This window comes from Pseudomonas sp. B21128 (genome assembly GCF_044218865.1).
GTDB classification, from domain to species: domain Bacteria; phylum Pseudomonadota; class Gammaproteobacteria; order Pseudomonadales; family Pseudomonadaceae; genus Aquipseudomonas; species Aquipseudomonas iridis.
The window spans coordinates 2,168,857-2,190,022 of sequence record NZ_CP162590.1 but is presented as its reverse complement, the minus strand read 5'-3'; the positions used below and the strand labels follow the sequence as shown (position 1 = coordinate 2,190,022).

Here is a 21,166-nt window from a genome sequence, read left to right as displayed (position 1 = left end):
GGATCTGCACCAACTCGATCCAATGTGGGAGCGAGCTTGCTCGCGATAGCGTCATCACTGACGCTGAAGATCCATCAGCTCGCCACCACTTTGGAAAACCCCGCCCGAATCTTCTCTTCCGGCAAATCATCGGCAATAAACACAATCACACTCTCGCGTTTCTCACCCTCGCCCCATTCGGTGTCCCAGTCGAAACCGTAGAGTTTCAGCACGCCCTGAAACACCAACCGGCGATCTTCCCCGGCAATGTTCAGCACGCCTTTGTAACGCAGCAATTGCTTGCCATGTTCTTCCAACAGTTCATTCATGAACTCACTGAGCTGATCGATATCCAGCGGCTGATCGGTGCGCAGTACCAGGCTTGAGATGCGATCGATCGAAGGTGCTTTGCTCACCGGGCGCAGACTCAGGCCGCCACCGAGATCGGCATTGAGGTTGAAGCCGCGCACATCCAGCAGCTCGGCCAGATCGATGTTGCCATGCTCGACCACGCGGATCGGCGCACGCCGGTTGATTCGGGTCAGACGTTCGCTCAGCGCGGTGTAGGTGGCTTCGTCCACCAGATCGGTCTTGCTCACCAGCAAACGGTCGGCAAAACCAATCTGCGCCTGAGCGATGGTCTGGGTCAGGTGCACGTCAGCGTGAGCCGCGTCAACCAAAGTGATGATGCCGTCGAGCAGGTAACGCTCGCGCAATTCCTCGTCGATGAAAAAGGTCTGCGCGACCGGTGCCGGATCGGCCAGACCGGTGCACTCGATGACCAGACGATCGAAGACGATCTCGCCGCTGTCCAGGCGTTCAAGCAGCAGGTACAGGGCCTTGGTCAGATCCGTGTGGATGGTGCAGCAAACGCAGCCATTGGCCAGGGTCATGACCTGCACCGGCTCGTCACCCAGCAACTGGGTGTCGATACCGGCATCGCTGAATTCGTTCTCGATGACGGCGATTTTCAGGCCGTGCTCGGCTTTCAGGATATGGCGCAGCAACGTGGTCTTGCCGGCGCCGAGGAAACCGCTGAGCACCGTGACCGGGATGGGAGAGGACAAACGCTTTCTCCTTCACAAAATGAATGAACAACACAAAAACAAATGTGGGAGCGAGCCTGCTCGCGATAGCGGTGTGTCAGTCAAATCATTCATCGACTGATACTCCGTATTCGCGAGCAAGCTCGCTCCCACCGGGGGCTTGCTTCAACCTCAGGCTGTCAGATCAACAGCACTTCGGCCCACCCTTGCCACCGTAACGGGCTTCCTGACGTTCGCGAAAGAACATCTCGTAGCTCATCACCGGTTTGTCCGGGTGTTTGTTTTGCATGTGCTCGACGTAAGTGTCGTAGTCGGGCATGCCGACCATCAGGCGCGCGGCCTGACCGAGGTATTTACCGAGGCGACTCAGGTCATTGAACATGCTGCAATCCCCTGGTTACGCATCCGGCAGAGCCTGGAATGGCGATTCTTTATCCGTACGCTCTTTTTTGCCCCAGGCAGCGATGCCGACCTTGAGCGCATAGAACAGGATGCTGAATACCACGAACAGGAACAGCACCGTCAGCGTGGCGTTGGTGTAAGCGTTGAAGATCACGTGCTGCATCTGCTCGACGCTTTTCGCGGGAGCAATCACCTGACCATTGGCCAGTGCATCGCTGTACTTCTTGGCCAACGACAGGAAGCCGATCGCCGGGTTGGCGTCGAACAGCTTGATGAAGCCTGCGGTCGTGGTGCAGATCAACAGCCAGGTTGCCGGCAGCAGCGTGACCCAGATGTAGCGCTGGCGCTTCATCTTGATCAGGACCACGGTGCCGAGCATCAGCGCGATACCGGCCAGCATCTGGTTGGAGATACCGAACAGCGGCCACAAGGTGTTGATGCCGCCCAGTGGATCGATCACGCCCTGATACAGCAACCAGCCCCACATCGCCACACAACCGGCAGTGGCGATCAGGTTGGCGGTCCAGGATTCCGTACGCTTGAGCGCCGGAACGAAGGAGCCGAGCAGATCCTGCAGCATGAAACGCCCGGCACGAGTACCGGCGTCGACTGCGGTCAGGATGAACAGCGCTTCGAACAGGATCGCGAAGTGGTACCAGAACGCCATGGTGTTTTCACCCGGCAGGACACTGTGCAGGATCTGCGCAATACCCACCGCCAGGGTCGGTGCACCGCCGGCACGGGCGAGGATGGTGGTTTCGCCGATGTCATTCGCCACGGCTTGCAGCGCCTCAGGCGTGATCGCAAAACCCCAACTGGTGACCACCTGCGCAACCGACACCACGTCACTGCCGACGACGGCCGCCGGGCTGTTCATGGCGAAGTACACGCCTGGCTCGATCACCGATGCAGCGACCATGGCCATGATCGCCACGAACGACTCCATCAGCATGCCGCCGTAACCGATGTAACGGGCGTTGGTTTCGTTATCCAGCAGCTTGGGCGTGGTGCCCGAAGAAATCAGCGCGTGGAAACCGGAGACCGCACCGCAAGCAATGGTGATGAACAGGAACGGGAACAGACCGCCCTTCCACACCGGGCCGGTGCCGTCGACGAACTGGGTCAGCGCCGGCATTTTCAGCTCGGGCATGGTCACCAGAATGCCAATCGCCAACGCGACGATGGTACCGATCTTGAGGAACGTGGAGAGGTAGTCACGCGGCGCCAGAATCAGCCAGACCGGTAGCGAGGCAGCGACAAAACCGTAGCCGACCAGCATCCAGGTAATCTGCACACCCGTGAAGGTGAACGCCTTGGCCCACACCGGATCAGCGGCAATCTGCCCACCCAGCCAGATCGAACCCAGCAGCAGCAACACGCCGACCACGGAGATTTCGCCGATGCGGCCCGGGCGGATGTAGCGCATGTAGATGCCCATGAACATCGCGATCGGGATGGTCGCCATCACGGTGAAAATGCCCCACGGGCTTTCGGCGAGTGCCTTCACCACGATCAGCGCCAGCACCGCAAGGATGATGATCATGATCAGGAAGCAGCCGAACAGGGCAATGGTGCCGGGAACACGGCCCATTTCTTCACGCACCATGTCGCCCAGGGAACGGCCGTTGCGTCGGGTCGACATGAACAGCACCATGAAGTCCTGCACCGCGCCCGCCAGCACCACACCGGCAATCAGCCAGAGTGTGCCGGGCAGATACCCCATCTGCGCCGCCAGCACCGGGCCGACCAGAGGCCCCGCGCCAGCAATCGCCGCGAAGTGGTGACCGAAAAGAATGTGTTTGTTGGTTGGAACAAAGTCCAGACCATCGTTGTTGAGCACGGCGGGGGTGGCCCGACGCGGATCGAGTTGCATCACATGGGTTGCGATGAACAGGCTGTAGTAACGGTACGCAACCAGATAAATGGCCACGGCAGCGACCACAATCCACAAGGCGTTAATGGCCTCGCCTCGGCGCAATGCCACTACGCCCAGGGCGCACGCTCCTACGATTGCCAGCACTAGCCAGGGTAAGTGGCGTAGCAGGCTATTATTGTTTTTCATTTTATTATTCCAGCCAGGGTGGACAAGAAAGACAGCCACCCCGAGTTTAGCGCTTACGGCGACAAAGGCCATACCCCGACATAGGTCTAGACGCCTTGATCGTTGGCTGCACCCGGCTGGTCGGGTCTATAGTCAGCAAACCTTCGAGAGGATTGCGCCATGAGCGAGCACCCAGCAGAGCGTCGCCGATTCAAACGTATCGCGTTCGATGCCCGAACTGAATTGAGTCAGGGCGAGTACATCTGGCCGGTCAAGTTGATCGATCTATCGCTCAAGGGGCTGTTGATCGAAAAACCCGAACCGTGGCTGGGTGATCGGGAACGGCATTTCCTCGTGGAGATTCATCTCAATGATGAGATCGGCATCAAGATGGATGCGCAACTGGCCCACGATGACCGCGGCCAACTGGGCTTCGTCTGCAAGCACATCAGCCTGGAGTCGATCGAACGCCTGCGGCGCTTGATTGAGTTCAATCTGGGCGATCCGCAGGAGCTGGAGCGGGAATTGGGTGCGCTGATCGAAACCTGATAAAAGCCTGCCCCCGCAGGAGCTGCCGAAGGCTGCTCCTGCGGGGAATTGTGGTTATTCGAAAAGCGCGTCGAGGGCTTGTTCGAGGCGGGTCACGGCAATGATCTGCAGCCCCGGCGGTGATTCCTTCGGCGCATTGCCCTTCGGCACGATGGCGCGTTTGAAGCCATGCTTGGCCGCTTCTTTCAACCGTTCCTGACCGCTTGGCACCGGGCGCACTTCGCCGGACAACCCGACTTCGCCAAACACCAGCAGGTCATGGGGCAACGGCCGATTGCGCAGGCTCGACATCACGGCCGCCATCAGCGCCAGGTCAGATGCGGTTTCCAGCACCTTCACCCCACCGACCACGTTGAGGAACACATCCTGATCGTGAGTCGGTATGCCGCCATGGCGATGCAAAACAGCCAGTAGCATTGCCAATCGGTTCTGATCCAGACCCAGCGTCACCCGGCGCGGGTTGGCCAGATGACTGTCATCGACCAGCGCCTGCACTTCCACCAGCATCGGCCGGGTGCCTTCCCACGTCGCCATCACGACACTGCCCGGGACTTCTTCCTGAGCGCGTGTGAGAAAAATCGCCGAAGGGTTGGAGACCTCTTTCAAACCCTTGTCGGTCATGCCGAACACACCCAACTCGTTGACGGCGCCGAAGCGGTTCTTCACCGCCCGCAGCAAACGCAGTCGACCATCGGATTCGCCTTCGAAATACAGCACGGTGTCGACCATGTGCTCAAGCACGCGCGGGCCGGCCAGTGCGCCTTCCTTGGTCACGTGGCCGACGAGGAAAATCGCCGTGCCGCTCTGCTTGGCATAGCGCACCAGCAACGCCGCACTCTCGCGCACCTGTGACACGCCGCCGGGCGCCGATTGCAGTTGTTCGGTGAAGATCGTCTGGATCGAGTCGATCACCATCACCTTGGGCTTTTCCTGACGTGCCGTGGCGATGATGGTCTCGATGCAGGTTTCGGTCATCACCCGTAGCTGATCCTGAGGCAAACCGAGGCGGCGGGCGCGCATGGCCACTTGCTGTTGGGATTCCTCGCCGGTGACGTACAGCGCCGGCATGCTCTTGGCGAGGTTGCACAGGGTCTGCAACAGAATCGTCGACTTGCCGATACCCGGGTCGCCGCCGATCAACACCACCGAGCCATCGACCAAGCCTCCGCCCAGTACCCGATCCAGCTCACTGGAGGCAGTGGAAAACCGTGGAATCTCTTCAACGCTGACTTCGGCCAGGGTTTTGATCTGCGCCTGCTGCCCGGTCCAACCGGTGCGTCCGGAGGGCGCCGTCGCGCCGCCGCTCTCGATCATGGTTTCGGTCAGCGTATTCCAGGCACCGCACTCGCCACACTGGCCGGCCCACTTGGGAAAGGTTGCGCCGCACTCGGTGCAGCCGTACATGCGCTTGGCCTTGGCCATCAGAACCCCCGACAAAAACCGCGATGATAACGCACGCGCCGCCGATCAGCGCGGCGCTGCGGTACGGATCTCGCCGCTGGCCAGACGTGCGGCGCTGTTACCCAACGGATCTTCGGCATTAAGGTCGGCGCCTTTGGCTTTCAGCGCGTCGAGCAATTCAAGGCGTTTGAACAAACCCGCGTACATGGCCGCCGTCTGACCGGCACCGTTACGTTGATCGGGGCTGCAATCGGTGGCCATTAACCGACGGGCGATCTGCAACTCACCCTTGAAGATCGCGCCCATCAGCGCCGTGTTGCCGCGCTGATCCTGGGCACAGGCATCCGCACCAGCGGCGAGCAAGCGCTCCACGGCGGGCGCCTGACCGTGATAAGCCGCCAGAATCAGCGCGGTGTAGCCCTTGTCGTCGCGAGTGTCGAGTGAATAACCGGACTCGATGAAGGTATCGAGCATGGGTACATCACCGCGCCGGGCGGCGTCGAAATAGTAATCCTGCAGTTGTTCTTTGAGCGCATCAGGGCTTTGCACGGCCGGTGCCGCCAGCGCACCACAGGACATAAACCCGAACAATAGAAACAGATAAACACGCATCAGCAGTCTCCCTCAGCGAAACGGGGCCTGACTCAGGCCCCGCGTGACGTTCTGTGGAATCAGTCGACCAGTTTGGCTGCCAGTGCCTTGACCCGGCTCAAGTCACCTTTGGCCACTTCGGTGACACCGGTGCCGTACTCGGGATCAGCCTTATAAAGGAAGGACAGGATGATGTGCTTGCTCTCGTCATCGGTGGTGGCCAGCGAGCCACCAAAGCTGTCGATCAGGTCGCGACGCTCTTTCTTGCTGAACGAGCGGTACAGATCGCCTGCCTGCTTGAAGTTCTGCTCACGCTGGATCTTCGCCTGCTGCGTGCTCCCCGACAGCGCCATCTGGCTGTAGCGCGCGGTTTGTGTTTCTTCACGCGGCTGCAGACGGCTCGGTTGATAATTCACTCCGGAAGCGCTGGCACCGAAGTTCATTGCACCATCCTGGTTGCCATTGTTCACCGCAACTTTCGGTGCGTTGATCGGCAATTGCAGGGCATTGGCACCGAGGCGGTACATTTGTGTATCGGCGTAAGAGAACACTCGACCTTGCAGTAAGCGGTCTTCCGAAGGTTCGATACCAGGAACAATATTGGCCGGCGCCATGGCGACTTGTTCAGTTTCCTGAAACACATTTGCCGGATTACGATTAAGGACCATTTGTCCAACTTTTCGCTCCGGGATACCCGGCCAGATCTTTGTTGCATCCAATGGATCGAAATCAAACTTGGACAAATCTTGTGGTTTTAGCACCTGGATGTACAAGTCCCACTTCGGGAAGTTGCCCTTGTTTATATTAGTAACCAAATCATTAGTCATATGACTGTAGTCTTGCCCCTGGACGTTGCCGACTTGCTTGGGCGTCAGATTGTTGATGCCCTGCAAACTCTTCCAGTGAAACTTGACGTAATGCACTTCGCCTTTGGCATTGACCAACTTATAGGCATGCACGCCATTGCCATCCATCTCTCGATAACTGGCCGGAGTACCCGAGTTGGAATACAACTCGGTCAGCGTACGCGTGGCTTCCGGTACATGGGAGAAGAAATCGAACCGGCGCGAATCGTCATCAAGGTTGGTGCGTGGGTCAGGCTTGAACGCGTGCACCATGTCCGGGAATTTGATGGCATCGCGAATGAAGAAGGTCGGGAAGTTGTTGCCAACCAGGTCCCAGTTACCGTCGGCCGTGTAGAACTTGGTGGCGAAACCGCGCGGATCACGCAGGGTTTCCGGTGAGTGATTACCGTGAACCACAGCGGAGAAACGCACGAATACCGGAGTGGTCTGGCCGGCAGCGAACACCTTGGCCTTGCTCAATTCGCTGAGATCGTTGGTCACTGTGAAGGTGCCGTGGGCACCAGTGCCCCGTGCATGTACCACGCGCTCGGGAATGCGCTCGCGGTCAAAGCGCTGCAGTTTCTGGATCAGTTGCACATCCTGCAACAGCACCGGGCCATTGGCTCCTGCCGTCTGCGAGTTCTGGTTGTCACCTACCCCGGCACCGTTGTCGCGAGTCAGCGGGGCGGCATGCACGGAAAAGCTCAGCAGGCTGGCGGTGATGACCCCAAGCGTGCGGCGATGGGGAAAAGCCCCTAATCCAATAGCGGAATTCATATCAGGATCCTCTGTTTTTTTTGAGCGCATCCAGGTGCGCCAACACAAGGCTAGAGGCCCGCAACGCTGAACATAAATAGAAAGAACGTAACGCAATGATTGAAAAAAATTCCTTCCAAGTCATGTGGTTATGGCGTAATTCGCGCGCGATTAGTGGCACTTTGAAAACTAATCGTCTATTCATGTGTCGATAAAAACGTGCATTGTAAGAAGGTGTTTCGCGCAGTATGCGTTTTGCTGATTTACACTGCCCACACCAAACTCATCTGTAACAAGGAAATAACCTATGGGCGTGCTTAACGAGTTCAAGGCCTTCGCGGTCAAAGGCAATGTGGTCGACATGGCCGTCGGTATCATCATCGGTGCCGCCTTCGGCAAAATCGTTTCATCCTTTGTCGGTGACGTAATCATGCCGCCAATCGGTCTGTTGATCGGCGGAGTGGACTTCAGTGATCTGGCCATTACGTTGAAAGCGGCTCAGGGCGATGCGCCTGCGGTGGTGCTCGCGTACGGCAAGTTTCTCCAAACCGTTCTGGACTTCGTGATCGTTGCTTTCGCGATTTTCATGGGTGTCAAAGCCATCAACCGTCTGAAGCGCGAAGAAGCCGTTGCGCCTAGCCTGCCGCCGGTTCCGACCAAAGAAGAGGAATTGCTGGGCGAGATCCGCGATTTGCTCAAGGCTCAGAACAATCAGCCCTGAATCAGCCACACCCAAAAAAAACGGCGCCTGCGAGGCGCCGTTTGTTTACCAGTAGTTTTCCACCGCCACCTGGCCAGGCCGCCGAGCAAGGCTCAGGCTCATGTGCCGCTGTTTGAGCAAGGCACGTGTGTCGTCGATCATCTGCGGATTGCCACACAGCATGACGCGCGAGTGTTCGGCATACAGTTCCACACCGGCGGCGCGTTCCAGCTCACCGTTCTCGATCAGCGTCGTGATCCGCCCGTTCAGCGCACCGGGATGCGTCTGGCGAGTGACCGTGGGAATGTACTGCAGCTTGTGGATGTGCTCTGCCAGATAATCACGCTGTGCCAGTTCGGCGATCAACGACTGGTAAGCCAGTTCGCGCGCTTCCCTGACGCTGTACACAAGGATGATCCTGTCGAATTTTTCCCAGACCTCGAAATCCTGAAGGATCGACAGGAATGGCGCCACCCCCGTACCGGTCGACAACAGCCACAAATCGCGCCCGTCGACGAAACGATCAAGGGTCAGATAGCCATAGGCCTGACGTTCCACCATCAAGGTATCGCCGACCTCCAGTCGACTCAGCTCACTGGTGAACTCGCCTCCAGGTACCACGATAGAAAAGAACTCAAGAAACTCGTCGAACGGTGAGGACACCATGGAGTAGGCGCGCCACACCGTGCTGCCATCAGCCTTGAGTACACCGAGTCGCGCAAACTGACCGGCACGAAAGCGAAAACCCGCATCACGGGTGGTCCGCAACGTGAACAGATTGGGCGTCAACGGTTGCACGTCAAGCAAGGTCTGATGGGTGAATTTGTCTGTGCTGGCAGTCATTGGGCACTCCATTCAACGGTTAACCAACAGTCTCGCGCAAAGTCGCCTGCTTAAATACCTCTGATTTGTAGTGTTAATCAGGATGTCTGCCTTTTAACAGCGCTCGTATCTTTTCCATGTCTTGCTTATAAGTAAAATTTTGTAACAGTGACAGGTCAAATAAAAACACTTTGTACTTAATAACCTGTCATCCAAGTAACCCTCCGTTCCAAGATCAAAATAATCAGAGCATCACGTGGGAAACGTCCTACACTCGTTTTCGTGCGGACTGGATTGGATCCAAGAAAGCACTACAGAAATTGGACGGAGAATTTCTAATGGAAACGTGGAAGGAGTCGCAGTTGAAGCAGCTGACTTTCGCCAAGAGCGTCGATACTGCATATCCGATATTGCTCAGATTTGCCGAAAATCTTGGCTTTAACTTTTGTGCAGTCACCGTTGCAATGCCGCAACAGGTTACATCGCCAAACACCTTGCAAATCAATAACTACCCCGAACAATGGAACACTCAGTATGAACAGAAGAAATTCATTTCAATTGATCCGGTAGTAGCACACTGCAATCATTCAATGATGCCGATTGTCTGGGACGAAACACTCTATGCGAAGGCTCCACATGTGTGGCAAGCCCTGCAGCAACAAGGCCTGCAACATGGCTGGTCGCAATCTTTTCATCATAAGGAAAGCGGCTTGTGCAGCATCCTCAGTCTGGCGCGCAAGCACTGCCCGATCAGCCCACTGGAACTGTATGAACATTTTGGCTACATCTTTTATGCAGCCAGTCATTTGAGCGAATTGTTTGCTCGTACGCTGCCAAAGCAGTCAATCAGGCCCGACCAGCCGCATCTTTCGCCACGCGAACTGGAGGTTCTGCAATTGTCGGCTGGCGGAAAAACAGCCTATGAGATTTCAAAAATCCTCAGCCTGAGCGAGCGCACCGTTAACTATCACGTACAAAACGTGATTGAAAAACTCAACGTCTGCAACAAGATTTCTGCGGTTATCGCCGCTGCCAGAGCCGGCATTATCTGACACCGCCGCTTGGCGTCCTTCAAAAACTTACGGGTAATCCACTGGAAAAAAACGTACCATTCAGCCCTTTCCCGAGTGATGACGCTGTCTGTCAGAGTCGCTGTCCACTGGGACGGGTTCCGCCGCAAGAGACCCAGCCGCGCAACACACCTTGATCACCCTGAGTCCCCGCCCCATGCCCTTGCTTGACACGCCCTTCGCCCAACTCGACCTGATTCGCCAGCCCGAACAGCAAAATGAACCGCTGCAAGCTTTCGACGCGGCCGATGAATATTTGCTCAATTACCTGGCGGCGCAGCAACCGGTGGCCGGCACACGGGTACTGGTGCTCAACGACAGCTTCGGCGCGTTGGCCGCCAGTTTGCTGGGCAAGGTTGAAGTCAGCAGCAGCGGCGATTCATTTCTGGGCTTTCAGGGCCTGGAAAAGAACCTGCTGCGCAATGGCCAGGCCTTCGATGCGATCCAGGGGATTGCGGCGAGCGAGCCCTTGGTCGGGCCGTACGACCGAGTACTGATCCGCGTACCGAAAACCCTGGCCTTGCTGGAAGAACAACTGATTCGCCTGCAAGGGCAACTGGCGCCCGGCGCAGAAGTGATCGCCGCCGCCATGGTTAAACATCTGCCGCGCGCTGCAGGCGATTTGCTGGAACGCTACATCGGCCCGGTACAGGCGTCACTGGCAGTGAAAAAAGCACGCCTGTTGATTGCCACCCCTGAAGCGAAAGAACCAGCGGTGTCGCCCTACCCTTCGCGTTATCGTCTCGACACGCCGGCCATCGAACTGATCAACCACGCCAACGTCTTCTGCCGAGAAGGCCTGGACATCGGCACCCGTGCCTTTCTCCCGCATCTGCCGAAGAACCTTGGCAGTGCGCGGGTCGCCGACCTTGGCTGCGGTAACGGCGTGCTGGCGATTGCCAGTGCCCTGCAAAACCCCGACGCGCACTACACGCTGGTCGACGAATCGTTCATGGCGGTGCAGTCGGCTGCCGAGAACTGGCGCGCAGCACTGGGTGATCGCGACGTGATCGTGCGTGCCGGCGACGGTCTGGCCGGTCAGGAAGCGCAATCGCTGGACGTGGTGCTGTGTAATCCGCCGTTCCATCAGCAGCAAGTGGTCGGTGATTTCCTCGCCTGGCGCATGTTTCAGCAAGCGCGCGAAGCGTTGGTGGTGGGCGGTGCGTTGTACATCGTCGGCAACCGCCATCTGGGCTATCACAGCAAACTGGCGCGACTGTTCCGCGGTGTCGAACAAGTGGCGAACACACCGAAATTCGTGATTCTCAAAGCCCGCAAGTAAAACGGCAGGCAAAAAAAACCCTCCGTACGGAGGGTTTCAAATCCACGCTTCGAGACCAGACGTTTCAGTGAGTGGTCAGACCTGCGGCGTTCATGAACATGCGCATCAGGCTCGCGACGATAAACAGTGCGCCGACGCTACCCACCCAGATCATCGCCAACCAGCCGAGCCGCTGCCACAGCGGCTTTTTCTCGGCTTCTTTAATGTCGTGCAGGGAATGTTTGCCAGTCATTGCATCGATCCTCAGTTAGCTCAATGGCGCCGCCGACGCCATTGTCGCAACGCCGCCCGGAACACGTCCGCTCTCACAGTTCTAGTGATAACCGTCTTCATGGGTAACCTTGCCGCGGAACACGTAGTAGCTCCAGAAGGTGTAACCCAGGATGAACGGGATGATGAACAGTGTGCCGACCAGCATGAAGCCCTGACTTTGTGGCGGTGCGGCGGCGTCCCAGATCGAGATCGACGGCGGCACGATGTTCGGCCACAGGCTGATACCCAGACCGCTGTAGCCGAGGAAAATCAGCACCAGCGTCAGCAGGAACGGCATGTAGTTGGCGTTACGCGCCACGGCGCGGATCAAGCCGTACATCGTCACCAGTACCAGAATCGGCACCGGCATGAACCAGAACACGTTCGGCATGCTGAACCAGCGCGTCGCGATGTCCGGGTGGGCCAGCGGTGTCCAGATACTGACAATACCGATCACCGCCAACAGCACGAAGGCCAGTGGTCGCGCGAGGTTATGCATCTGCTCTTGCAGCTTGCCTTCGGTCTTCATGATCAGCCATGTACAGCCGAGCAATGCGTAAGCCACCACCAGTGCCGCGCCGCAGAACATCGTGAACGGCGTCAGCCAATCCAGTGAACCACCGGCGAACTGCCGATTGACCACCGGCAACCCATCGATGAACGCCCCGAGCGCCACGCCCTGAAAGAACGTCGCGGCCACCGAGCCACCGATGAATGCCTTGTCCCACAGATGGCGCTTGTCGTCCTTGGCCTTGAAGCGAAACTCGAACGCCACGCCGCGGAAAATCAAACCGATCAGCATGAAGATCAGCGGCAGGTACAACGCCGACAACACCACCGAATACGCCAGCGGAAAGGCGCCAAACAACGCCGCACCGCCGAGCACCAGCCAGGTTTCGTTACCGTCCCAGACCGGGGCGACGGTGTTCATCATCACGTCACGGTCGACCTTGCCCGGAATGAACGGGAAGAGGATCCCGATGCCCAGGTCGAAGCCGTCCATGACCACGTACATCATGATGCCGAAGATGATGATCACGGCCCAGATCAGCGGAAGATCAATACCCATGAGTCAAATCTCCTTGGTCAGGGTGACGTCGTCGCCGTGGTCGGCATCGGACGAATCGTCGGCTGCGGACAACGGACGGGCCGGTGTGCGTTTCTTGCCAGGCCCACCATCCGGTGTTTCCTGGCCCTCGCTGATCTTCGGCCCCTTGCGCACCAGGCGCATCATGTAACCGAGACCGGCACCGAACAGCGCGAAATACACCACCACAAACATGATCAGCGTGATGCTCATCTGCGCGAAGCTGTGATTGGAAGACGCATCAGCCGTGCGCATCAGCCCGTAAACCACCCACGGCTGGCGGCCGATTTCAGTGGTAAACCAGCCTGCGAGGATCGCAATCAGACCGGACGGCCCCATCCACAGCGCCAGATATAGAAACGGACGCGAGGTGTAGAGCGTGTCGCGCTTGCGCAGCCACAGGCTCCACAGGCCGGTGAAAATCATCAGCAATCCAAGGCCAACCATGATCCGGAAGGACCAGAACACGATGGTCGAATTCGGCCGGTCTTCGGGTGGGAAGTCCTTGAGCGCCGGTACTTGCTTATCCAGCGAGTGCGTAAGAATCAGGCTGCCGAGATACGGAATCTCTACGGCAAACTTGGTTCTCTCTTCCTTCATGTCCGGCCAGCCGAACAGGATCAGGGGTGTTGCTTCGGAACCCTTGTTTTCCCAGTGGCCTTCAATTGCAGCGATTTTTGCCGGTTGATGCTTGAGGGTATTGAGACCGTGGAAATCACCGATGACAGCCTGGATCGGCGCAACGATCAGCGCCATCCACATCGCCATCGACAGCATGGTGCGGATCGCCGGATTGTCCTTGCCGCGAAGCAAGTGCCAGGCCGCTGACGAGCCGACGAAAAATGCCGTCGCAACAAACGCCGCAGTCGCCATGTGCATCAGACGGTAAGGGAATGACGGGTTGAAGATGATTGCAAACCAGTCGGTGGGGATCACCTGACCGTTGATGATTTCGAAACCTTGCGGGGTCTGCATCCAGCTGTTGGAGGCCAGAATCCAGAAAGTCGAAATCAACGTACCGACCGCCACCATCACCGTGGAGAAGAAGTGCAAGCCGCGGCCGACCTTGTTCCAGCCGAATAGCATCACGCCCAGGAAACCGGCCTCAAGAAAGAATGCCGTGAGCACTTCATAGGTCAGCAGCGGCCCCGTGACAGCGCCGGCGAAGTCCGAAAAACGGCTCCAGTTGGTGCCGAACTGATAGGCCATGACCAGCCCGGAAACCACGCCCATACCGAAGTTGACGGCAAAGATCTTTGACCAGAAGTGGTAAAGGTCACGGTAGGTGTCGTTATGGGTTTTCAGCCACAAGCCTTCGAGCACCGCCAGGTAACTCGCCAGGCCGATGGTGATGGCCGGGAACAGGATGTGGAACGAGATGGTGAACGCGAATTGAATTCGGGCGAGATCGAGTGCCTCTAAACCGAACATATGGCTTCCTCTGTCAGGTAATACCGGCTGCGGACCCGGAGGCCTGCACCTACTGCCCCCACGGATATGGAGTGCGGCGAATTCCGATTCGTTCTTTTTTTACAACCATCGCAACGCAGGGAGTCTGGCCAACGGGCCACCAGAGCATGGCCCGGGAGGGTCTTGATCTGGATCAAGCAACGTTGAAAGAGTAGTCCCATTTCCGACGAAGAACTGCGTGGTCGTTTGCCGCGTGACAAGTTGACTCATCGCCGCAGCAACCCTTTGCGACGCCCTTCCTCGGCACACGCCGTCAGGCAACGGTCAAGATCGATGTCTGGCTAACTAAATTTTTTGTCATAGCAACTTCCTGTTACAGACTGGTGATAATCTCGCGGTTCCCCTCGAGCCAGACCTGCCTTCAGATGCCCAGCCAAGAGCCCCTGCTGTTACGTCACCATCGTCCGTTCCTGGCGTTCTGGTTCGCACGGATTTTCACCGCCAGCGGTTTCCAGATGCTCACCGTGGCCATCGGCTGGAACCTCTATCAACTGACCGGCAACGTCCTCGATCTGGGTCTGGTCGGCCTGGTCGAATTCGCCCCGCGCGTGCTGTTCATGCTGCACACCGGGCACGTCGCCGACCGCTACGACCGGCGCAAGGTCGCGGCCATCTGTCAGTCGTTGCAGGCGTTGATCGCCCTTGCGCTGGCGATTGGCAGTGCCACCGATCACGTCACCCGCGAACTGATCTTCATCCTCGCCTTCCTCCTCGGCGCGGCGCGCTCGTTCGAAATGCCGACCACTCAGGCGCTGTTGCCGAGCATCGTGCCCGGTGCGCTGTTCCCGCGGGCCGTCGCGGCGGCGCAATCGGCACAACAGTCGGCAACCATCGTTGCCCCGGCGCTTGGCGGTCTGCTCTACGCGTTTGGCAGCGTCTGGGTCTATGGTCCGACCGTGCTTCTGTACGTGATTGCCTGCACGCTGATGCTCAACCTGCCGGCCCGTCAGACACCGTTGAACAAAGGCAAAGCCACGCTGGATTCACTGCTGGCGGGGATTCGCTTCATCCGTAGCCGCCCGGACATTCTCGGTGCGATATCTCTGGATCTGTTCGCGGTGCTGCTCGGTGGCGCCACGGCGCTGCTGCCGGTGTTCGCCAAGGATATTTTGCTGACCGGCCCGTGGGGCCTGGGCCTGCTGCGCTCGGCGCCAGCAGTCGGCGCGCTGGGGATGTCGCTGTTCCTCGCGCGCTTTGCCGTGGAGCGTAACGTCGGCCGTGTGATGTTCACCGCGGTGGGCATCTTCGGCGTCGCGACTATTGCCTTCGGGCTGTCGACCTCGTTCTGGTTCTCGCTGGCCGTGCTGATAGTACTCGGCGCGGCGGACATGATCAGCATGGTGATCCGCGCCTCCTTCGTGCAACTGGAAACCCCGGACGAAATGCGCGGCCGGGTCAGCGCGGTCAACGGCCTGTTCATCGGCGCCTCGAACCAGTTGGGCGAATTCGAATCCGGCGTCACTGCCCACTGGTTCGGCACCGTGCCGGCGGTGGTCATGGGCGGCATCGGCACGCTGGTGGTGACCGGGACGTGGATCAAACTGTTCCCGACGCTGGCTAACCGCGACCGGATGCATGTGCCGGTGGAAGAGGTGAAGGTTTGAAGCTATTCAAACCACCAACTCCCCCGCCACTTTCGCCCGTAATGCCTTGCCACTCAGTTGCTCGACCAGCGTCAGTGCGAACTCCAGCGCGGCGCCGGAGCCTTGGGCGGTGATGCAGTTGCCGTCAACGACAACGGGTTGATCAACAAACGTGCAACCCGACAATTGATGGCTGGCGCTCGGCAGACAGGTCATGCGTCGCTGGCGTAAGACACCGAAAGCTTGCAGGGCGACAGCCGGGGCTTCGGCGATGGCGGCGAACAGGCGTCCGGCGCTGGCTTGGTCCTTGAGCAGTTGTTGCAGCGGTTGATGCGCCGCCAGGTGTTGTGAACCGACGGCACCGCCGGGCAGGACGATCAGGTCGAAGGTCTGCGCCAGCACATCAACCAACATGCCGTCAGCGGTGAGGCGCGTGCCACGGGCGCAGGTCAGCATGCGGCGGCCTTCGATGCTGGCCGCCATCACTTCGATGCCGGCGCGGCGCAGTACGTCGATCAGGGTCACGCTGTGCAAATCATCGATGCCCTCGGCGAGGGTAATCAGGGCTCTAAAGGTCATGGGCGCTTTCCGCTGGGTGATCTTCAAAGCGTAGTCAGCTTCGCCCGGATCGCGCAGCAACAGCCGTTACTTGATGTAAAGCTGCGTCGACATTGTGTTGCGCGGAGCGTTGATCGAGGTGTTGCTGAAGGTGAAGGTACCTTCCTGCTTGCCCGCCAGATCGAAGGTATACAGAGAGCCGACGGTTTTGCTGCCGGACGTGCATTCAGTCAGATTGCCGGTATCAAAGGCACAGACCGGCGCCCGAGTGCCGTTCACTTCGAAACCGTCCAGCGCAGCCTGCGGCTGGTTCTGGCCATAACCGACTTCCAGCACGTAGACCTTGATGCTCGCGCCGTTGTGATTGCACTGGGTTTGCGCCTGACCATCGGCAATGTCTTCAAGGCCGCAGGCCGAAGATTGCACCTTGATGACTTTGACTTGCGACAAGGGCGCCGCCGACGCTGCCCACACTGCCGGCGTCCCGACCATCAGGCCTGCGATCAATCCAAAAGCGTTAAACCGGCACTTGCTCATGCGTCCCCCATCACCAAAAAACTGCGCGCAGTATGGCGCAGTTGACCACAGCGCAAAACTTCGCCGACGATCGACACCAACATCCGCCATATTCCTCACGCTGCTGGTATGATGCGCGGCTTTTTCCGGCCCACCACAATTTCTCAGGCGCTTGCGACGGTCTGTGCTTTGCTGTTGAGGTCGATACATTCACGGCGCCACGCGCGCCACGGGGAGCGGACATGCTGGAAAGGCTGTTTCAACTCAAGGCACACAACACCAACGTGCGGACCGAGATTCTGGCGGGCATCACGACTTTCCTGGCCATGGCCTACATTCTGTTCGTCAACCCGAGCATCCTCGGCGAGACCGGCATGGACAAGGGCGCGCTGTTCGTCGCCACCTGTTTGGCAGCCGCCATCGGCTCGGCGGTGATGGGTCTGATCGCCAACTACCCGATCGCCCTCGCACCGGGCATGGGTCTGAACGCCTTCTTCACCTACACCGTCGTCCTGCACATGGGCCACACCTGGCAAGTCGCGCTGGGTGCGGTGTTCATTTCCGCAGTGCTGTTCTTCCTGTTGTCGATCTTCCGCATTCGCGAATGGATCATCAACAGCATCCCGCTGCCCCTGCGTTCGGCAATTGCTGCCGGTATCGGCCTGTTCCTGGCGCTGATCGCCCTACACAACGCCGGCATCGTGGTCAGCAACCCGGCGACCATGGTGGGCCTCGGTGACCTGAAACAACCTGCACCGATCCTCGCCACCCTCGGCTTCGCCCTGATCGTCGCCCTCGAGGCGCTGAAAGTGCGCGGCGCCGTGCTGATCGGCATCCTGGCGGTGACCATCACCTCGATCGCCATGGGCTTCACCCCGTTCGGCGGCATTACCTCGATGCCGCCTTCGCTGGCGCCGACCTTTCTGCAACTGGACATCAAAGGCGCACTGGACATCGGTCTGGTCAGCGTGATCTTCGCCTTCCTGTTCGTCGACCTGTTCGACAACTCCGGCACCCTGATCGGCGTTGCCAAGCGCGCCGGCCTGATGGGCAAGGACGGCCACATGCCGAAAATGGGGCGCGCACTGATCGCTGACAGCACCGCGGCCATGGCCGGTTCGCTGCTGGGCACCTCGACCACCACCAGCTACATCGAATCCGCTGCTGGCGTAAGTGCTGGTGGCCGTACCGGCCTGACGGCCATCGTCGTGGCGATTCTGTTCCTGCTGGCGTTGTTCTTCTCGCCACTGGCGTCCAGCGTTCCGGCGTTCGCCACTGCACCGGCACTGCTGTTCGTCGCCGTGTTGATGACTTCGGGCCTGGCGGAAATAGACTGGGATGACATCACCGTCGCCGCGCCGGTCGTCGTGACTGCGCTGGCCATGCCATTCACTTACTCGATCGCCAACGGCATCGCGTTTGGCTTCATCTCCTGGACCGCGATCAAACTGCTGTCGGGCCGTGCTCGTGAGCTGAACCCGGCGCTGGTGATTCTGTCGATTCTGTTCGTGATCAAGTTGGGTTGGTTCAACGCATGACTTTCGATTCCAAAGCTTACGCCGAACAACTTGAAGCCAAGGTCACGCGCCTGCGTGATCTGCTGGCGCCCTTCGATGCGCCCGAGCCGACCGTGTTCGACTCGCCGCTCGCGAATTTCCGCCTGCGCGCTGAGTTCCGCCTGTGGCGCGAGGGCGGTGAGCGGCATTACGCGATGTTCTCCCAGGACGACAAGCGCACGCCGATCCTCATCGAAGAGTTCCCGATTGCCAGCCTGCGCATCAATCAGTTGATGCCGCAATTGAAGGCGGCGTGGCAGGCGAGTTCGGCGTTGAGTCACAAGCTGTTTCAGGTGGAGTTCCTGACCACGCTGGCCGGCGACGCGATGATCACCCTGTGCTACCACCGTCCGCTGGACGAGCATTGGCACGCAGCGGCGACCCAGTTGTCGGCGGACCTGGGCGTCAGCATCATCGGTCGCTCCAAGGGCAAACGCGAAGTCATTGGCCAGGATTATGTGGTCGAGCAACTTGAAGTCGGCGGTCGCACCTTCAGCTACCGCCAGCCGGAAGGCGCGTTCACCCAGCCTAACGGCACGGTGAACCAGAAGATGTTGAACTGGGCATACGAAGCGCTGGGCGATCGCCCTGACGATCTGCTGGAGCTGTATTGCGGCAACGGCAACTTCACCCTGCCGCTGGCGACCCGCGTGCGTAAAGTACTGGCCACCGAAATCAGCAAGACGTCGGTCAACGCGGCGTTGAGCAACCTCAGCGAAAACGCTGTGGATAACGTCACACTGGTGCGCTTGTCCGCCGAAGAGCTGACCGAAGCGCTCAATGAAGTCCGTCCGTTCCGTCGCCTGCACGGTATCGATCTGAAAAGCTACGAGTTCGGTAGCGTATTCGTCGATCCACCGCGCGCCGGCATGGACCCGGACACCTGTGAACTGACCCGGCGTTTCGACAACATCCTTTATATCTCCTGCAACCCGGAAACCCTGGCGGCCAACATCGCCCAGTTGCACGACACGCACCGCATTACCCAGTGTGCGTTGTTCGACCAGTTCCCGTGGACGCATCACATGGAATCGGGTGTGCTGCTGACCCGGCGCTGATTGCCGATGCTGGATACAGGAAAGCCGTCGTGATGACGGCTTTTTTGTGGGCGACGATTTTTGATCTGTGCGATCACCGAACAAAAAACGTTATGCGACAAACCGTTCAATTGACCCATGTAACCATCTAGTACATTTTAGCTCCACAGGCCGAAACCCTCGGCCAAAGCCAAAAACAATAAGTGGAGTTTCCTCTCATGCGCCCTATCGTTCTGGTGCTCAACGGCCCGAACCTGAATCTGCTCGGCACCCGTGAGCCAGCAACTTACGGCCACGAAACCCTCGCTGACATCTCTGCCCTGTGCGGTCGTGCCGGTGAAGAGTTCGGCCTGACCGTGGAGTTTCGCCAGACCAATCACGAAGGCGAACTGCTCGACTGGATTCACGCCGCCCGTGGCCGTTGCGCCGGGATCGTGATCAATCCGGCGGCCTGGACGCACACCTCCGTGGCGATTCGTGATGCATTGGTGGCCAGCGAACTGCCGGTGATCGAAGTGCACCTGTCCAATGTCCATGCACGCGAGGCATTCCGGCACCACTCCTTCGTTTCAGCCATCGCCACAGCGGTGATGTGCGGGTTTGGCAGCCACGGCTATCGTCTGGCCCTGGAACATTTCAGCCAGCGGCTGAAGGGATGCGCGGCATGATTCGCAAAAACGTAATACTGGCCGGGCTGATCGGTGCCGGCATTCAGGCCTCGCGCACGCCAGCGCTGCATGAGCACGAAGGCGACGCACAGGGCCTGCGTTATCTGTACCGGTTGATCGACCTCGACCAACTGCACATGGATAGCAGCGCCCTCCCCGACTTGTTACTCGCCGCCGAACGGATGAGTTACACCGGGTTGAACATCACCTTCCCGTGCAAGCAAGCGATCATCCCGCTGCTCGACGAACTGTCTGACGAAGCGCGCGGCATCGGCGCGGTGAATACCGTGGTGCTGAAGGATGGCAAACGTGTCGGCCACAATACCGATTGCCTCGGGTTTGCCGAAGGTTTTCGCCGTGGCTTGAAGGACGCTGCACGCGAGCGGGTGGTCCAGATGGGTGCCGGTGGCGCTGGCGCGGCAGTGGCCCACGCGCTGTTGAGCGAAGGCGTACGGCACTTGAGTATTTTCGACGTAGACCGTGAACGCGCCGAGCACTTGGCGAACAACCTCAACCAGCATTTCGGCGGGGGGCGAGCAGTGGCCGGGCATGAGCTGTCGAGCTCCCTGAACCTGGCCGACGGCCTGGTGAATACCACGCCAATGGGCATGGCCAAACTGCCGGGCATGCCGGTGCCTGCGGCGCTGTTGCGCAAGGAGTTGTGGGTGGCGGAAATCGTTTATTTCCCGCTGGAAACCGAATTGCTGCGTAATGCCCGCGCGCTGGGCTGTCGGACACTGGATGGCGGCAACATGGCGGTGTTTCAAGCGGTGAAGGCGTTTGAGTTGTTCAGCGGCGTGGTGCCGGATGCGCAGCGGATGCTGGCGCATTTTCAAAGCATGAATGGCTGAAGATCAACACGCGCCCCTGTGGGAGCGAGCTTGCTCGCGAAGGCGGACAGTCAGCTAATGCATCGGCTGCCTGACACACCGCTTTCGCGAGCAAGCTCGCTCCC

At 58.9% G+C, this 21,166-nt stretch carries 21 protein-coding genes; 9 read left to right on the top strand and 12 right to left on the bottom strand.

The window, feature by feature from the left end; translation table 11 throughout:
- Positions 1 to 74 precede the first annotated feature (74 nt).
- The 3 genes from yjiA to AB4P91_RS09730 form a co-directional block, all read right to left on the bottom strand.
- A complete protein-coding gene (gene yjiA / locus AB4P91_RS09740) occupies positions 75 to 1,046 on the bottom strand; it encodes a GTPase (protein ID WP_395604707.1) in 972 nt (323 codons plus the stop codon).
- Between the two features lie 163 nt (positions 1,047 to 1,209).
- Positions 1,210 to 1,407 carry a YbdD/YjiX family protein gene (locus AB4P91_RS09735; protein ID WP_042561171.1) on the bottom strand — a complete coding sequence of 66 codons (198 nt, stop codon included), beginning with the start codon at positions 1,405 to 1,407 and terminating at the stop codon, positions 1,210 to 1,212.
- A gap of 15 nt (positions 1,408 to 1,422) precedes the next feature.
- A complete protein-coding gene (locus AB4P91_RS09730) occupies positions 1,423 to 3,489 on the bottom strand; it encodes a carbon starvation CstA family protein (RefSeq protein WP_150595292.1) in 2,067 nt (688 codons plus the stop codon).
- Positions 3,490 to 3,648: 159 nt separating this feature from the next.
- Here AB4P91_RS09730 and AB4P91_RS09725 point away from each other — a divergent pair, with 159 nt between their 5' ends.
- The gene (locus AB4P91_RS09725) at positions 3,649 to 4,017 is read left to right on the top strand and encodes a PilZ domain-containing protein (protein ID WP_150597079.1); all 369 of its coding nucleotides are present in this window, start codon (positions 3,649 to 3,651) and stop codon (positions 4,015 to 4,017) included.
- A 54-nt stretch (positions 4,018 to 4,071) separates the two neighbouring features.
- Here AB4P91_RS09725 and radA read toward each other — a convergent pair whose 3' ends face one another.
- The 3 genes from radA to AB4P91_RS09710 are packed head-to-tail and all read right to left on the bottom strand — an operon-like array spanning position 4,072 to position 7,631.
- On the bottom strand, positions 4,072 to 5,439 hold the full coding sequence (radA, locus tag AB4P91_RS09720) for a DNA repair protein RadA (RefSeq protein WP_008084632.1): 1,368 nt from the start codon (positions 5,437 to 5,439) through the stop codon (positions 4,072 to 4,074).
- A gap of 45 nt (positions 5,440 to 5,484) precedes the next feature.
- The gene (locus AB4P91_RS09715) at positions 5,485 to 6,030 is read right to left on the bottom strand and encodes an ankyrin repeat domain-containing protein (RefSeq protein WP_150597078.1); all 546 of its coding nucleotides are present in this window, start codon (positions 6,028 to 6,030) and stop codon (positions 5,485 to 5,487) included.
- A gap of 59 nt (positions 6,031 to 6,089) precedes the next feature.
- Positions 6,090 to 7,631 (bottom strand): catalase, encoded by a 1,542-nt coding sequence (locus AB4P91_RS09710; protein ID WP_395604706.1) that lies wholly within the window; start codon positions 7,629 to 7,631, stop codon positions 6,090 to 6,092.
- Between the two features lie 286 nt (positions 7,632 to 7,917).
- On the opposite strand from AB4P91_RS09710, the gene mscL reads away from it, so the two are divergent.
- Positions 7,918 to 8,331 (top strand): large-conductance mechanosensitive channel protein MscL, encoded by a 414-nt coding sequence (gene mscL / locus AB4P91_RS09705; protein WP_150595288.1) that lies wholly within the window; start codon positions 7,918 to 7,920, stop codon positions 8,329 to 8,331.
- Positions 8,332 to 8,376: 45 nt separating this feature from the next.
- Here the strand turns inward: mscL and AB4P91_RS09700 are convergent, their stop codons facing one another.
- Positions 8,377 to 9,153 (bottom strand): ferredoxin--NADP reductase, encoded by a 777-nt coding sequence (locus tag AB4P91_RS09700; RefSeq protein WP_395604705.1) that lies wholly within the window; start codon positions 9,151 to 9,153, stop codon positions 8,377 to 8,379.
- Between the two features lie 317 nt (positions 9,154 to 9,470).
- Here AB4P91_RS09700 and AB4P91_RS09695 point away from each other — a divergent pair, with 317 nt between their 5' ends.
- Together AB4P91_RS09695 and AB4P91_RS09690 are read left to right on the top strand one after the other, a co-directional pair.
- A complete protein-coding gene (locus AB4P91_RS09695) occupies positions 9,471 to 10,184 on the top strand; it encodes an autoinducer binding domain-containing protein (protein ID WP_150595286.1) in 714 nt (237 codons plus the stop codon).
- Positions 10,185 to 10,359: 175 nt separating this feature from the next.
- Positions 10,360 to 11,484: a methyltransferase gene (locus tag AB4P91_RS09690; protein WP_395604704.1), complete on the top strand. Its 1,125-nt coding sequence runs from the start codon at positions 10,360 to 10,362 to the stop codon at positions 11,482 to 11,484.
- A 64-nt stretch (positions 11,485 to 11,548) separates the two neighbouring features.
- Here AB4P91_RS09690 and AB4P91_RS09685 read toward each other — a convergent pair whose 3' ends face one another.
- The 3 genes from AB4P91_RS09685 to AB4P91_RS09675 form a co-directional block, all read right to left on the bottom strand.
- Complete coding sequence (locus AB4P91_RS09685) at positions 11,549 to 11,716, bottom strand: DUF2474 domain-containing protein (protein WP_150595284.1); 168 nt, start codon at positions 11,714 to 11,716, stop codon at positions 11,549 to 11,551.
- An 81-nt stretch (positions 11,717 to 11,797) separates the two neighbouring features.
- Positions 11,798 to 12,805, bottom strand: coding sequence for a cytochrome d ubiquinol oxidase subunit II (gene cydB, locus AB4P91_RS09680; protein WP_042561180.1), 1,008 nt, complete (start codon positions 12,803 to 12,805; stop codon positions 11,798 to 11,800).
- A 3-nt stretch (positions 12,806 to 12,808) separates the two neighbouring features.
- Positions 12,809 to 14,254, bottom strand: coding sequence for a cytochrome ubiquinol oxidase subunit I (locus AB4P91_RS09675; RefSeq protein WP_150597075.1), 1,446 nt, complete (start codon positions 14,252 to 14,254; stop codon positions 12,809 to 12,811).
- 404 nt (positions 14,255 to 14,658) lie between these two features.
- Here AB4P91_RS09675 and AB4P91_RS09670 point away from each other — a divergent pair, with 404 nt between their 5' ends.
- Positions 14,659 to 15,897, top strand: a complete 1,239-nt coding sequence (locus AB4P91_RS09670; RefSeq protein WP_395604703.1) for an MFS transporter — start codon at positions 14,659 to 14,661, stop codon at positions 15,895 to 15,897.
- 6 nt (positions 15,898 to 15,903) lie between these two features.
- Here the strand turns inward: AB4P91_RS09670 and AB4P91_RS09665 are convergent, their stop codons facing one another.
- Both AB4P91_RS09665 and AB4P91_RS09660 read right to left on the bottom strand, forming a co-directional pair.
- Positions 15,904 to 16,455, bottom strand: coding sequence for a DJ-1 family glyoxalase III (locus AB4P91_RS09665; protein WP_395604702.1), 552 nt, complete (start codon positions 16,453 to 16,455; stop codon positions 15,904 to 15,906).
- Positions 16,456 to 16,521: 66 nt separating this feature from the next.
- Entirely contained in the window at positions 16,522 to 16,971 is a 450-nt protein-coding gene (locus tag AB4P91_RS09660) for a DUF4879 domain-containing protein (protein WP_395604701.1), read from the bottom strand.
- A gap of 221 nt (positions 16,972 to 17,192) precedes the next feature.
- Here AB4P91_RS09660 and AB4P91_RS09655 point away from each other — a divergent pair, with 221 nt between their 5' ends.
- From AB4P91_RS09655 to AB4P91_RS09640, 4 genes are all read left to right on the top strand, one after another.
- Positions 17,193 to 18,488, top strand: coding sequence for an NCS2 family permease (locus AB4P91_RS09655; RefSeq protein ID WP_150597074.1), 1,296 nt, complete (start codon positions 17,193 to 17,195; stop codon positions 18,486 to 18,488).
- Entirely contained in the window at positions 18,485 to 19,564 is a 1,080-nt protein-coding gene (gene trmA / locus AB4P91_RS09650; protein WP_150595279.1) for a tRNA (uridine(54)-C5)-methyltransferase TrmA, read from the top strand. The genes AB4P91_RS09655 and trmA overlap by 4 nt, the downstream gene beginning before the upstream one ends.
- 197 nt (positions 19,565 to 19,761) lie before the next feature.
- Positions 19,762 to 20,211, top strand: coding sequence for a type II 3-dehydroquinate dehydratase (aroQ, locus tag AB4P91_RS09645; RefSeq protein WP_150595278.1), 450 nt, complete (start codon positions 19,762 to 19,764; stop codon positions 20,209 to 20,211).
- Positions 20,208 to 21,062, top strand: coding sequence for a shikimate dehydrogenase (locus AB4P91_RS09640; protein WP_395604700.1), 855 nt, complete (start codon positions 20,208 to 20,210; stop codon positions 21,060 to 21,062). The genes aroQ and AB4P91_RS09640 overlap by 4 nt, the downstream gene beginning before the upstream one ends.
- The last annotated feature ends 104 nt before the right edge of the window (positions 21,063 to 21,166 follow it).